The 13,034-nt window shown below is 47.3% G+C and carries 12 protein-coding genes; 11 read left to right on the forward strand and 1 reads right to left on the reverse strand.

What is annotated here, in order from left to right; all coding sequences use genetic code 11:
* Positions 1-49 precede the first annotated feature (49 nt).
* A complete protein-coding gene (locus QFZ81_RS13740; RefSeq protein WP_307449830.1) occupies positions 50-961 on the forward strand; it encodes a tyrosine-type recombinase/integrase in 912 nt (303 codons plus the stop codon).
* Positions 962-1,067: 106 nt separating this feature from the next.
* Positions 1,068-1,991 (forward strand): S66 peptidase family protein, encoded by a 924-nt coding sequence (locus QFZ81_RS13745; RefSeq protein WP_307443375.1) that lies wholly within the window; start codon positions 1,068-1,070, stop codon positions 1,989-1,991.
* A 69-nt stretch (positions 1,992-2,060) separates the two neighbouring features.
* On the opposite strand, the gene QFZ81_RS13750 is transcribed toward QFZ81_RS13745, so the two are convergent.
* On the reverse strand, positions 2,061-2,687 hold the full coding sequence (locus QFZ81_RS13750; RefSeq protein ID WP_307443374.1) for a C40 family peptidase: 627 nt from the start codon (positions 2,685-2,687) through the stop codon (positions 2,061-2,063).
* A 389-nt stretch (positions 2,688-3,076) separates the two neighbouring features.
* Here QFZ81_RS13750 and QFZ81_RS13755 point away from each other — a divergent pair, with 389 nt between their 5' ends.
* The 9 genes from QFZ81_RS13755 to preA all read left to right on the forward strand — a co-directional run bounded on the left by QFZ81_RS13755 (position 3,077) and on the right by preA (position 13,034).
* Positions 3,077-3,889, forward strand: a complete 813-nt coding sequence (locus QFZ81_RS13755; protein WP_307443372.1) for an ABC transporter ATP-binding protein — start codon at positions 3,077-3,079, stop codon at positions 3,887-3,889.
* Positions 3,873-4,685 carry an ABC transporter permease gene (locus QFZ81_RS13760; protein ID WP_307449828.1) on the forward strand — a complete coding sequence of 271 codons (813 nt, stop codon included), beginning with the start codon at positions 3,873-3,875 and terminating at the stop codon, positions 4,683-4,685. Before QFZ81_RS13755 ends, QFZ81_RS13760 begins: the two co-directional genes overlap by 17 nt.
* On the forward strand, positions 4,682-5,554 hold the full coding sequence (locus tag QFZ81_RS13765) for an ABC transporter permease (protein ID WP_307443370.1): 873 nt from the start codon (positions 4,682-4,684) through the stop codon (positions 5,552-5,554). The genes QFZ81_RS13760 and QFZ81_RS13765 overlap by 4 nt, the downstream gene beginning before the upstream one ends.
* 83 nt (positions 5,555-5,637) lie before the next feature.
* The gene (locus tag QFZ81_RS13770; protein ID WP_307443369.1) at positions 5,638-6,711 is read left to right on the forward strand and encodes an ABC transporter substrate-binding protein; all 1,074 of its coding nucleotides are present in this window, start codon (positions 5,638-5,640) and stop codon (positions 6,709-6,711) included.
* An 80-nt stretch (positions 6,712-6,791) separates the two neighbouring features.
* A complete protein-coding gene (locus QFZ81_RS13775) occupies positions 6,792-8,165 on the forward strand; it encodes an aspartate aminotransferase family protein (RefSeq protein WP_307443368.1) in 1,374 nt (457 codons plus the stop codon).
* Positions 8,166-8,171: 6 nt separating this feature from the next.
* A complete protein-coding gene (locus tag QFZ81_RS13780; RefSeq protein ID WP_307443367.1) occupies positions 8,172-9,443 on the forward strand; it encodes a M20 family metallo-hydrolase in 1,272 nt (423 codons plus the stop codon).
* Positions 9,440-10,321 (forward strand): nitrilase-related carbon-nitrogen hydrolase, encoded by an 882-nt coding sequence (locus QFZ81_RS13785; protein WP_307443365.1) that lies wholly within the window; start codon positions 9,440-9,442, stop codon positions 10,319-10,321. The genes QFZ81_RS13780 and QFZ81_RS13785 overlap by 4 nt, the downstream gene beginning before the upstream one ends.
* A 20-nt stretch (positions 10,322-10,341) precedes the next feature.
* On the forward strand, positions 10,342-11,706 hold the full coding sequence (locus QFZ81_RS13790; protein WP_307443363.1) for an NAD(P)-dependent oxidoreductase: 1,365 nt from the start codon (positions 10,342-10,344) through the stop codon (positions 11,704-11,706).
* A gap of 32 nt (positions 11,707-11,738) precedes the next feature.
* Positions 11,739-13,034 (forward strand): NAD-dependent dihydropyrimidine dehydrogenase subunit PreA, encoded by a 1,296-nt coding sequence (gene preA, locus QFZ81_RS13795; protein ID WP_307443361.1) that lies wholly within the window; start codon positions 11,739-11,741, stop codon positions 13,032-13,034.

The following is a 13,034-nucleotide window of genomic DNA, read 5'->3' on the forward strand; positions in this document are numbered from 1 at the left end:
TTTAACGCAACTTAGATTGTAACGGACGGAGTGAATAGGATTGGGGCAAGTGTACGAGTATGATGATGAGTATTTAGAGCTTTTTGACTCATGGATGAAAGATCAAGGCTTTACGAAACGAACACAACAAGCTTATTTAGGGGATGTTCGGTTATTCCTTTCCGGTATAGAGAAGTCGTTGCCAACGATTGAGGCAATTGATATCATGCGCTTCTTGACGAAAATGCGACAGGGTGGGGCAGGGGATGCCGCGCGTAATCGCTATTTATCTTCGATTCGGACATTTTTCGCGGCGTTGATCGAACTTCAAATTGTGCAGAGCAACCCTTCCCTAAACGTAAAAAAATCGAAGGTCGAGAAAAACCAAATTCCCACGTTTCTCAGCGAGCAGCTGCTTGCTGTGTTTTTACAATCGATTGAGGGGAAGTATCAGATCCGGAATGTGGCCATGTTTCTATTGATGAGTTATGCAGGTTTGCGTGTAAGTGAGCTGCATCGACTAAACATCGCTGATTTCAATCGTTCAACGAGTACGCTGCAGGTGTTTGGCAAAGGACGGAAATGGCGAGTCATCCCTCTTCCTGCCGAACTGGTTAAAGTTCTGAATAAAGCATTAATGGAACGAATGGATACAAGGAGCTCGGTGGAGCAGCCTTTTTTTGTTTCTCAATTTGGACGGCGAATTAGTGTTCGTATGATTCAAACGATTGCTGAGAAGTATTTCGAGGTGCTAAAGAAGCAGTATGCTGAGCTACAGGGGAAGTCGATCTCAAGTCACAAGCTTCGGCATACGTTCGCCACGATGCAAGTTCTGGCAGGGACGGATATCCGAACTTTGCAGGAATTACTTGGCCATGCGAGCATCCAGACCACACAGATTTACACCCATGTTGGAGATAAGCAAAAGCAGGATGCAATGAACCGGGTTTCTGCGTTTATTCCAGTAGGAATGGGGATCTAGAACGGGAGATGTAATAATTAGTTCGGGTAGCGCATATAAGGCAACAGAGAGATTACAAAGTAGGATCCAAATATGGAATTACTTCTCTTTGGTAGGAGGCATATATATGGCTATAAAACCCCCCATTTTACAAAGGGGTGATACCATCGGAATTGTTACTTTAGGAAGTCCGCTTGATGCAAATATTATTGATGAAAGAATTCAAACAATTGAAAATATGGGATTCAAAGTAGTAGTGGGGAAATATGCGTATGCTTATGGTGGCATTGTTGCCGCAACAGCACAGCAGCGTGCTGAAGATCTTATGAATATGTTTGAAAATCGCAGTGTGAAGATGATTTTACCTACAAGAGGAGGGACAGGGGTCAAAGATATTTTACCATACCTAAATTATACGATTATAAAAAACAATCCTAAGATCGTAACTGGATACAGTGATATCACGATTTTATTAAATATCTTGTACCAATTTTCCAACTTAATTACTTTTCAAAGTCTATTGTTAATTGACTTTAGCACGAGCACACCAGCTTATAACTTCAACCAATTTTATTCTGCTACATCAACCCTCAGTAGTCCAAGAGTGATTCAGAATCCACCCGGTATGCAGATGACCAGCCTGGTTGAGGGAAATGTTAGAGGTCCAATCGTAGGGGGGAATCTCACTTCCTTTGTTGATGCACTTGGAACTCCATACGAAATTGATACGGCCGGTAAAATATTGGTCATAGAAGAGACACACGAAGCAACGAATGTGATTTACCGACATTTGACTCATCTAATCATGGCAAGGAAATTCCAAGATTGCGTCGGTGTGGTAATGGGACAATGCACGAACTGCTCTATATCTTATTCTACGACTTATAATGACTTAATAACTGGGGTGATTGCTCCTCTAGGAAAACCTCTCATGACCAATGTAAGTACAGCTCATGGCTATTATAAAGCAGCAATCCCCATTGGAGCGAACGTAAACCTTGATACATACAATAACAGGCTTACTGTACTTGAACCCACGGTAAAAGCCTAATGCACTTTTTACACGTAACCCCTTTTCTAGAATGAAAAAAAAGCCGGTATAAACCGGCTTTTTCTCATACTAGTTAATTAAACGACGTGCACCCCAATAATGTGCATCATAATAGGGGGTGCCGAAGAGTGTGCTAATTTTAACTTCCCTCGTTCCCATCGTACCTGCTTGAAGAATTTTGTTATCTCCAAGATAGATACCTACATGGGAGACTCCGCTTGTATAAGTTCCTTGTAGAAATACAAGGTCTCCTTTACGAAGATTGCTTTTATCTACTGGCGTTCCTAATTGACTCTGCAATGCTGATGAATGAAGAAGGTTAAACCCGTGTTGATTAAACGCATATTGTACAAAGCCGGAGCAATCAAAAGCAACATATGGTGTGCTGCCGCCAAATACATATGGCGTTCCGAGTTGCTGCATCCCTGTAGCAATGATGGCATCTGCTTTTACTTCCCAGCTCTGTTTAAGAGGAGTTTTAACTGGAAGGTTAATAACAACACCTGCGTAGATATTTTGCGGATTAACGTTTGGATTACTTGCGATAAGATCGGATAATTGTACATTAAACTTCTGTGAAATAGTCCAGAACGTGTCAGCATCCGTAGCAATGTACTGATTTGAAGGTGCCGCATAAGTGATTCCGCCGAATAAGAGGCTTGTCGCCATTACGGTTGAAAGAATAAACTTTCTCATGAATTTCCTCCTAATGTTTATGTAGTTACATAAATATTCTATCAAAATGAAGAAATAGAGAATATGAACAAATTATGGATAAATATGAGGCGGGGCTATTTACATAATATTTGTTTACATAACAAATATTATGTAATCAATTGATTAGAGAGCATCATAATGAACAGCTTTCTTCCCCATGCATGATAAAAGAGTTCGAGTAGGGGGATCCAAAATATATCAATGCTGTGGAGTGTTTTACTACCTGTTTTACACTATGTCAAATGCAAAGCTAAATTTAGGAACACTTTGTATAATGTAAATCGTTATATAAGTTATATAATATAACATATACAGTAATCATACATGACATATACATAACGCGGCATTAAAGTATGAGGAGGGACACAATGAATTCAGATCTTTCCGGGCAGAAAGTGGAAATATCGGTGGATGGCGTCTGCATGGTGTTTGGGAAAAAAGGAAAGCAAGTGACTGTACTCCAAGACATCTCGTTCGATGTAGCCCAGAATGAATTCGTATCCTTGCTTGGGCCTTCGGGCTGTGGCAAATCAACGCTTCTGCGGCTGATGGCTGACCTGCTGCAACCCTCGAGCGGGCAAATTATTATTCAAAAGGAACATCCGCGGGAAGTGCGTTTGCGCAGGAAGTTCGGCATTGTGTTTCAAAATCCCACGCTTTTCGAATGGCGAACCGTACGCGAAAATGTGGAGCTTCCCTTAGAGGTAATGGGGCGTAATCGCACGGAGTATCGAAGTATGGTCGATCAACTCCTTGAAACCGTAGGTTTGACGAAATTCAAAGATTATTATCCTTGGCAGCTAAGTGGCGGCATGCAGCAAAGAGTTGCTATTGCACGTGCTTTATCGCTGGATCCGCCCATTCTCTTTATGGATGAACCATTCTCGGCGCTTGATGAATTCACAAAGGAAAAGCTGCAATTCGAACTGCTTGAAATTAAAAGAAAGACGAATAAGACGATTGTTTTCGTCACTCATAGCATTCCGGAAGCCGTTTTTTTATCCAATCGAATCATTGTTTTATCGGCAAATCCCGGTCGCGTACATTCCGTACACCACGTCGATTTGGGAGAGGATCGCACTTTGCAAACCAGAGAATCGGAATGTTTCCATGCGTTGACCGCTTCCATTCGAAATTGCTTCTACGAGGAGAGTGATGCCCTTGATGATCAAATTGGATAGACAATGGCATCAAGCTGCTGTTATTGCTTGTTGGATAGCGGCATTGCTCCTCCTCTGGGAAGTGTTCGCTTGGCTGCTCCATAACGTAATTCAAGTCTCACAACCCGATTCCAAACTGCCTTATTTGCATAAGGTGATAACCTCCTTACAAGACAATCTTCCCACTCTCATCAAGCAAGGCTTCACAACGTTCGGCAATGCGATGACTGGTTTCCTGATTGGTACCATTTTCGGCGCCGCCTTAGCCATTTCGATGAGCCTCTCCAAAACGGTTGAACACACGCTAACTCCTTACATGGTCGCTTCTCAAATGGTGCCCATCATCGGTCTTGCACCGATCCTGTACGGAATTCTCCATGATCCGAGTCTTTCGCGGATTGTTATGGCAGGTTATGTGACATTCTTTCCTGTCACTATCAACTCGCTTCGCGGGCTGCGCAGTGTGCAGCCTGAACAGCTGGAGCTTATGCGCTCCTTAGCTGCTTCAACCTGGCATAGCTACCTGAAGCTCAAGCTGCCATCTGCGCTGCCGGGGCTGTTCGCTGGGCTCAAGATTTCAGCTCCGCTGGCGATCACAGCTTCCATCATCGTTGAGCTAATGGGGGCTCCTGATGGAATCGGCGTGCTTATGGTCAGCTCGCTGTACTACGGAGCTGCACAAGTGTACATGTTCTGGTGCACGGTGCTGGTCTCGATTGCCATCGGCTTTACAACCTTTCTAATGCTAGTTCTTCTAGAAAGATGGTTGACACCTTGGCAGCCTGATTTCCGCGAAAGCAGGAGGGGAGGCGCATGAAGGAGGTCATTTTAAGCAAAGACCAACAAACTGCAGTGACGACACTAACGAGCTTAGAGGAACCAACCCGAGCTTCCACTGGAAAAGTACGAGCAGGCTACACGGCTATGTTCACGCAGCCAATGAAGCTATTCCCGTATGTATTCGGTCTCGTATTCTTGCTGCTTTGGCAATTCAGAGGGATACACACATTATTCAGTTTAGAACGCTATCAGCTGCCTATTCCTTCGGATATCATCACAGCCATGCGCGAGAATGGCGATATCCTGCTCATTTATACGCTGTACACGGGTGTGGAAATCATCGGCGGCTTCCTCATCGGTTCGCTGCTGGGGTGGCTTGCTGCGGTCGCGGCTTCCTTTCGGCCACAAGCGGGTGCGGGTGCGATTTCGATCATGGCCTCGCTCAATGCGGTGCCGATCGTGGCACTTGCACCAATCATGAATAATTGGTTGGGAGACGGCGTCGCCTCACGAATGGGTATCGTCTCGGTTATGACGATGGCTACCATGGCGGTTAGCACCTACAAAGGGCTGCGTTCCATTGAGCCGTCCTACCTGGAGTTAATGACTTCATACGCGGCTAGCACCAGACAGCTTTTTCTCAAATTAAGATTACCTAAGGCCTTACCGTCGATATTTTCGGCCCTTAAAATCAACATGTCCACGAGCATCATCGGTGCGATAGTGGGGGAATTTTTCATTGCATCGCGTGGGCTAGGCTACTTGCTCTCGGACCAAATCCGACTGGCCAATATGCCCTTAGCTTGGGCTTGTATTGTCATCGCAGCTATCCTGGGAATTGTTTTATATACGATCATTCAACTTGTAGAAAAAAGCTTTATACCGTGGTCAAATTCCAATCGCTAAATGAAAACGAATATTTAACATTAGCATCAAGGGATGACACCATCTTTACATACATAGAAATAAATAGGAGAGGATTGATTCGATTGAAAAAGAGAATCCTTACTGGCAAATTGGCTTTGATGTTAAGTATGTTCATGGTTTTAGTTCTCGTCACAGCTTGTGCTTCCGACAAATCAGCAACCACAACACCAGGTGCTTCTACCGCAGCAGGTGCAACCAAGTCTCCTTCGGCAGAGCCGCTCAAGAAGGTCAAAATTCAGTTGAAGTGGGTGCCGCAAGCGCAGTTCGCCGGAATCTATGCCGCTAAAGAGAAAGGCTTTTACAAGGATGAAGGCATAGATGTAGAAATTGTGCCTGGCGGACCGGATGTCATCATCGAGCAGCAAGTTGTAAATGGCGCTGTCGATATTGGCGTATCGAGCTTTGACTCTTTGTTAGTCAACCGTGACAATGGTTTACCTCTCGTCTCTTTGGCGCAAGTGACTCAGAAGAGTTCGTACCGTTTATTATCCAAAAAATCGACCGGTATCGATGCACCAGCCAAAATGAAGGACAAAAAGGTCGGGACATGGATGGGCAGCCAGCAGTTCCAAGTGCTTGCTTTTATGGAGAAGAACGGACTTGACCCGAAGAAAGACATTCAATTAGTGAAACAAGGCTTTACGATGGATCAATTCTTTGGGGATCAGCTGGATGTGGCGACAGCGACGATTTATAACGAGTACTATGTTGTGCTTGAGAGCGGTGTGAAAGAGACAGACTTGAATGTGTTTAACTTTGATGATGCCGGTGTTGCGATGCTGGAGGATACGCTCATTGCGAAGAAGGACTGGGTCGACAAAAACCACGATCTCGCAGTTAAAGCCGTGAGAGCTACCATGAAAGGCTGGAATTATGCGATTGAGCATCAGGATGAAGTCGTTGATATCGTGATGAAAAGTGTAACGGCAGGCAGTACAACCAAACAGCACCAAACGACGATGCTGAAGGAGATGGCGAAGCTTGTGAAGCCGGAAGGATTTAAAAGTGAACAAGTCGGTTCATTCGTAGATGAATCAGTGACACGGACAGCGGACATTGCGCTGAAATATGGCTTGATTAAGAAACCGGCCGATTTGACTGCGGCTATTGATAAAACGATTTTACAGGGCAAGTGAGTTTTGGAAAGGAAGGCGGATCGTGGATGACTGTAGTCTGCGATCCTTCTTTACATCATCAAGAGAGGGGAGCTGGGCTTATGAGCACTAACGAGGTTAGTGATCTGGTGACGAAGGAGGACCTGCTTGAGAAGGATCGCAAATATGTGTGGCATCACATGTCTGCACATAACGAAAATCCGATAATACTTGCTTCTGGTGAGGGCAGCTGGGTTACGGATGTGGATGGGAATCGTTATTTGGATGGCATGTCCGGATTATGGTGCGTTAATGTGGGTCACGGTAGAAAAGAAATTGCGGAAGCGGCCGCTGAGCAAATGATGAAAATCGCTTATGCTACGCTCGTTCAATCCCATGTACCAGCAATTGAATTAGCGGCGAAATTGAATGAGTGGCTGGATGGCGAGTATCGGATCTTTTACTCAAATTCGGGGTCGGATGCCAATGAAGTGGCCTTCAAAATTGCTCGCCAATACCATCATCAGAATGGGAAGCCATCCAAACATAAGTTCATCTCGCGGCATCGCGCTTATCATGGCAATTCAATGGGGGCATTGGGTGCAACAGGGCAAGCGCAGCGTAAGTTGAAATATGAACCGCTTGGTGTGGGCTTTCAGCATGTGCCGCCGCCTTATTGTTATCGCTGTCCATTTGGCCAGACGAAGGGGTCATGCAGTTTTCAATGCGCCAAAGCCATCGAGGATGCCATTGTTTGGGAGGGGGCAGATTCTGTTGCCGGTGTAATCGTGGAGCCGGTAATTACGGGAGGCGGAATGATTGTTCCTCCGGACGAGTACCTGCCCATGGTGCGAAGCATTTGTGATAAGTATAATGTGCTGCTCATTGTAGATGAAGTGATTTGCGGATTCGGTCGATCCGGTGAGAAATTCGGTCATCTGAATTATGGAGTGAGACCGGATATCGTGACAATGGCCAAAGGCTTGACCAGTGCGTACTCGCCGCTTTCTGCAACCGCTGTTTCGGCTGAATTGTATGAATCATTCAAAGATAAAGAAGCGACCAGCCATTTAAGACATATCAATACTTTCGGGGGTAATCCAGTCTCTTGCGTTGTTGCGTTGAAAAATATGGAGATTTTGGAAAAAGAAAATCTGGTTACGCGCTCTGCTCATATCGGAAACACATTTAGAACTCAATTGGAACCTTTGCTTGACCACCCGCATGTTGGAGAGATACGCATTTTCGGATCAGCGATGGGTATCGAGCTCGTAGAAGATCAAGTGTCGAGGGTTCCGGCAACTGCTGATCGCGTGACTAAGATCATAGTAGGCTGCAAGCAAAAGGGTCTGCTCATTGGGAGGAACGGGGATACAGTGCCTGGATTTGCTAACATTCTCACGCTAAGTCCGCCGTTATCTTCAACAGATGAGGATGTGGCTTTTATCATCGAGACCTTGCTTGCTGTGTTTGATGCCAATCAGGAGAGAGGATGATATGACTTGCCTAGAGCACCTCAGATACAAATTAACGCTTCACGACTGCAACAGCGAATTCAGGAGCTCGCCCAAATCGGGAAAATTGGCGAAACGGGCGTATGCAGGCTTGCCTTGTCCAAAGAAGATCGAGAAGGCGTAGAGCTGGTGAAAAGCTGGATGCAAGAAGCTGGAATGGAAGCTTCCATCGATCCATTCGCCAACTTAATTGGGGTACTTAAGGGGAGCAATCCGAATGCGCCTGTTCTCATGCTAGGCTCTCATGTGGATTCGCAGCCTTATGGCGGTAGATTTGATGGTGCGATAGGTGTACTTGGTGCGATCGAAGTGGTCCAAACGCTGGTGGAGGAAGGGATAACGCCAGAATGTAATATTGAAGTTGTGGCATTCTGTGATGAAGAGGGCTGTCGCTTCAACAAAGGGCTTTTCGGCGTTCGTGGAATGACCGGAAAGCTTGAAGCAAATGAGTTGGAGCGTACGGACAAAAATGGCGTTACACGCAGAGAAGCTTTGGTTCAGTTCGGGTGTGACCCTGCTGACTTCGAGAGCTATGTGTTCCAAGAAGGTCGGATTGGCGCTTTTCTGGAGCTGCATATCGAGCAAGGTCCAGTTCTGGAGTCACTCGATGCTCCGATCGGTATCGTCAGCGGAATCTCTGGTCCGTTGTGGCTCACCGTGGAGATGATCGGCTTCGCCGGGCACGCCGGTTCGGTGCCGATGTCTATGCGTCAGGACGCGCTTCTAGGCTGTGCCAAAATTATCGTGGCGCTCAATGAGTTAGTGCGGCAGGAGCCTGGTGCTCCGACCGTCGGTACGGTGGGCTCCCTTACGGTGTTTCCTGATTCCCGCAATATCATCCCAGAGAAGGTATCCTTCACCATTGACTTGCGGGACATTGATTTACGGCGTCGCAATGCGCTTGAAGCGGAGCTGCTCAGCGTGATCGAGAACGTGTCGCGCGAGCATGGTCTTACGTATACGATTCGCGAAGATACGAACAGTGAACCACGCTACTGCGCGAATTGGATCAAGCAAAGCCTGCATCAGGAAGCAGCTCTGATGGGGTTGACCCCGCCAGAGCTGATGAGCGGACCTTTTCATGATTCGCTCACTATGTCCTATGTGTGTGACTATGGGATGATTTTCGTTCGATGCCTCGAAGGCATCAGTCACAATCCCAAAGAATATGCTAGTCCAGAGGACATTACGCAGGGCACGGAGCTTTTATACCGCACTGCACGACGAATAGCCACGGAAAAGGGGGGCTTCCAGCCATGAGCAAAGTGAAAATTGGCCTCATTCAAGCATCGCATGATGTGCATGGGGATGAGGCTGTGGCCAAGCACAAAGAAGCAGCGATACAAAAACATATCGCGTTGGTTCGTAAAGCGGCGCTGCAGGGCGCGCAAATCATTTCATTGCAAGAGATTTTCTACGGCCCTTACTTCTGCTCAGAGCAAACAACAAGGTGGTATGATGCCGCAGAGGAAATACCGAAGGGGCCAACGACAATTCTTTTTCAGGAATTGGCGAAGGAGCTTGGTGTTGTCATCATTCTCCCTATTTATGAGAGAGAAGGCATCGCATCCTACTACAATACCGCTGCTGTGATTGATGCTGATGGTGCCTATTTGGGCAAATACCGCAAGCATCACATTCCACACGTGGCGGCAGGCGGCGGTTCTTGCGGGTTCTGGGAGAAGTATTATTTTAAACCTGGTAATCTGGGCTACCCCGTGTTCGATACAGCGTTTGCTAAAGTTGGGGTTTACATTTGTTACGATCGCCACTTCCCAGAAGGAGCAAGGGCTCTCGGACTCGGCGGAGCGGAGATCGTGTTCAATCCTTCCGCTACAGTAGCGGGGACATCCGAGTATCTTTGGAAGCTCGAACAGCCAGCTCACGCCGTGGCCAATGGGTATTATGTCGGTGCTATTAATCGTGTTGGTCTCGAAGCTCCGTGGAACATGGGAGAATTCTATGGTCAATCTTACTTAGTGGATCCGCGTGGTTCGATCGTTTCCATCGGAAGTCGGGATCAAGATGAAGTGGTCATCGGTGAAATGGACAAAGAGTTAATCCGTGAAGTCCGCAATGTTTGGCAATTTTATCGGGATCGCAGGCCTGAAACCTATGATCAAATTGTTAGCTTATAAGCGTGGGAGGGGGAGTGAAGATGAGTTCAACATTTATTTCCTTAACGGATTTGAAACGCAATTTCGCCGAGGTCAAATCTGGCATGAAGCCGAAAGAGGCGATCGAGGAATCGAACCGCTGTTTATTTTGTTATGATGCTCCTTGCATTCGTGCCTGTCCAACAGGTATTGATATTCCTTCTTTTATCAAAAAGATTGCTTCCGGCAATCTCAAAGGCTCCGCACGTACGATCATGGAAGCGAATCCGGTAGGGGCCTCTTGTTCAAGGGTGTGTCCCACAGAGGAGCTTTGTGAAGGGGCTTGTGTACTCAATCATTCGTCCAAGCCTATCCTGATTGGTAACTTACAACGCTATGCCACAGACTGGGCTATCAAGAATGAACAAATTTTATTCAAGGCCGGGGCAAGTAATGGGAAGTCGGTTGCTGTGATTGGTGGCGGGCCTGCTGGTTTATCGGCAGCTCGGGAGCTTGCCCGCTTCGGCTTCAAGGTCACTGTGTTTGAGGCGAAGGAGCAGGCCGGAGGGTTAGATACCTACGGGATCGTATCGTTTCGGCTGCCCCAAGAGATTTCGCTATGGGAAGTCGAGCAGGTTAGACAGTTAGGTGTGGAATTCCGCATGAGCACGCGAGTTGGCATAGATGTTAGTGCGACCGGGCTGGTCAGCGATTATGATGCCGTAGTTCTGGCTGTGGGCATGTCGAAGGTTCCGATGCTGGGTATTGAAGGCGAAGCCTTGACGGGCGTGTACGATGCCATTGATTTTGTTGAATCTACGAAGATGGAACAGGAGTTGGATACAACCCTCATTGGGAAACGGATAGCGGTCATTGGAGCGGGGAATACAGCCATTGATGCGGCCACGTGCTCAGTGAGGCTAGGAGCTGAAAAGGTACAAATTGTGTATCGGCGTACGCAGGAAGAGATGACGGCGTATGATTTCGAATATGATTTCGCTAAGCAGGATGGCGTTGCATTTCAGTGGCTCACTGCTCCAAAACGGATCATCGGGGATATGAATGGAAATGTTGTGGCATTAGAATGCTTGCGGATGGAGCTTGTGGATGTGGAAGCGGGGCGCAAACGTCCGGTTCCCATTGAAGGCTCAGAATTCATCATTGAGGTGGATGCTGTTATTAAGGCGATTGGTCAGACGAAGCATGTTTCGCTCATTGATCAATTCGAACTTGCACATATGCGAGGAACCGTTACGGTTGATCCGTCAACAGGTCAAACGTCCAATCCCAAGGTGTATGCAGCGGGCGACGTCATTTTCGGAGAAGGACAGGGAGAAGCGATGGTTGTGTCGGCGGCTCAGCAGGGCAAACAAACGGCCTACGCTATTTATAATCAACTGGTGAAAAGGGAACATGCATCGGCTTAATGACTATCTAAATGGATCGGGAGGGATTCAACATGGCTGATTTACGCATAAATCTAGCAGGTATAGCGTCACCTAATCCGTTCTGGTTAGCATCGGCGCCACCGACCAACACGGGCTATCAAGTTCAGCGTGCTTTCGAAGCGGGTTGGGGTGGAGCGGTTTGGAAAACACTTGGCGATCCTATTATTAATACCTCTTCGCGCTTTGCGGCCATTCATTTTAACGGACAACGCGTTGCAGGCTTCAATAATATTGAACTTATCACAGACCGGCCGCTCGAGGTCAATCTCAAAGAGATTTATGAGACGAAGAAGCGTTTTCCGAATCATGCGATTGTCGTTTCCCTGATGGTAGAGCCGAACCGGGAGAAGTGGCATGAGATCGTGAAAAAAGTCGAAGCTGTCGGAGTAGACGGCTTGGAGCTGAACTTCGGCTGCCCGCACGGCATGGCTGAACGCGGCATGGGTGCTGCTTCGGGGCAGCAGCCGGATCTCGTGGAGGCGCAGACGATGTGGGTGAAGGAAGCAGCGACGACGCCGGTCATCGTGAAGCTGACGCCGAACATCACCGATATTACGAGCACCGCTAAGGCGGCGGTTCGAGGCGGAGCGGATGCGATTTCGTTGATCAATACGATCAACTCATTAGCTGGCGTGGATATCGATTCGTGGAACACGATTCCTCATGTCGGGGGCAAGGGCTCTCATGGCGGATATTGCGGACCGGCAGTTAAACCAATTGCCCTCCATATGGTTGCTGATTGTGCGCGAAACCCAGAGGTTGGCGTACCTATTTCTGGTATTGGCGGTATTTCCAATTGGCGAGATGCCGTTGAGTTCATGCTGATGGGCGCGACAGGTGTTCAAGTGTGTACGGCGGCGATGCACCATGGTTTCCGCATTGTGGAGGATATGATCGATGGTTTGAATAACTATTTGGATGAAAAAGGTCTCGCCAGCGTCACCGAATTGATTGGGAAATCCGTTCCGCGCTACTCCGATTGGGGGAACTTGGATTTGAACTATGCGGTCGTGGCACGAATTGACACGGATACCTGTATCAACTGCAACAAATGCCATATTGCTTGCGAGGATACGTCTCATCAATGCATTGATATGTTGACCGGTGACCAGGGGCAGTCCTATTTGCAAGTACGCGAAGAAGATTGTGTGGGATGTAACTTATGTGCGATTGTTTGTCCCGTTGAAGGCGCCATTTCTATGATTGAGGTATCAGGTACAGATGCGCCAATGACGTGGAACGAAAGGCAGGAGGCTGTCGCCAAGCTGTCGGAAGGCAAAGACACCACCAAGAAGGAGGCTGTGTAA

It is taken from the genome of Paenibacillus sp. V4I9 (genome assembly GCF_030817295.1).
In the GTDB taxonomy this organism is placed as follows: Bacteria; Bacillota; Bacilli; order Paenibacillales; family NBRC-103111; genus Paenibacillus_E.

Coding starts and splice junctions, on each gene's coding strand:
- QFZ81_RS13745 (WP_307443375.1), top strand. CDS start 1,068: ATGGCTATAAAACCCCCCATTTTACAAAGGGGTGATACCATCGGAATT.
- QFZ81_RS13750 (WP_307443374.1), bottom strand. CDS start 2,687: ATGAGAAAGTTTATTCTTTCAACCGTAATGGCGACAAGCCTCTTATTC.
- QFZ81_RS13755 (WP_307443372.1), top strand. CDS start 3,077: ATGAATTCAGATCTTTCCGGGCAGAAAGTGGAAATATCGGTGGATGGC.
- QFZ81_RS13760 (WP_307449828.1), top strand. CDS start 3,873: ATGATCAAATTGGATAGACAATGGCATCAAGCTGCTGTTATTGCTTGT.
- QFZ81_RS13765 (WP_307443370.1), top strand. CDS start 4,682: ATGAAGGAGGTCATTTTAAGCAAAGACCAACAAACTGCAGTGACGACA.
- QFZ81_RS13775 (WP_307443368.1), top strand. CDS start 6,792: ATGAGCACTAACGAGGTTAGTGATCTGGTGACGAAGGAGGACCTGCTT.
- QFZ81_RS13785 (WP_307443365.1), top strand. CDS start 9,440: ATGAGCAAAGTGAAAATTGGCCTCATTCAAGCATCGCATGATGTGCAT.
- QFZ81_RS13790 (WP_307443363.1), top strand. CDS start 10,342: ATGAGTTCAACATTTATTTCCTTAACGGATTTGAAACGCAATTTCGCC.
- preA (WP_307443361.1), top strand. CDS start 11,739: ATGGCTGATTTACGCATAAATCTAGCAGGTATAGCGTCACCTAATCCG.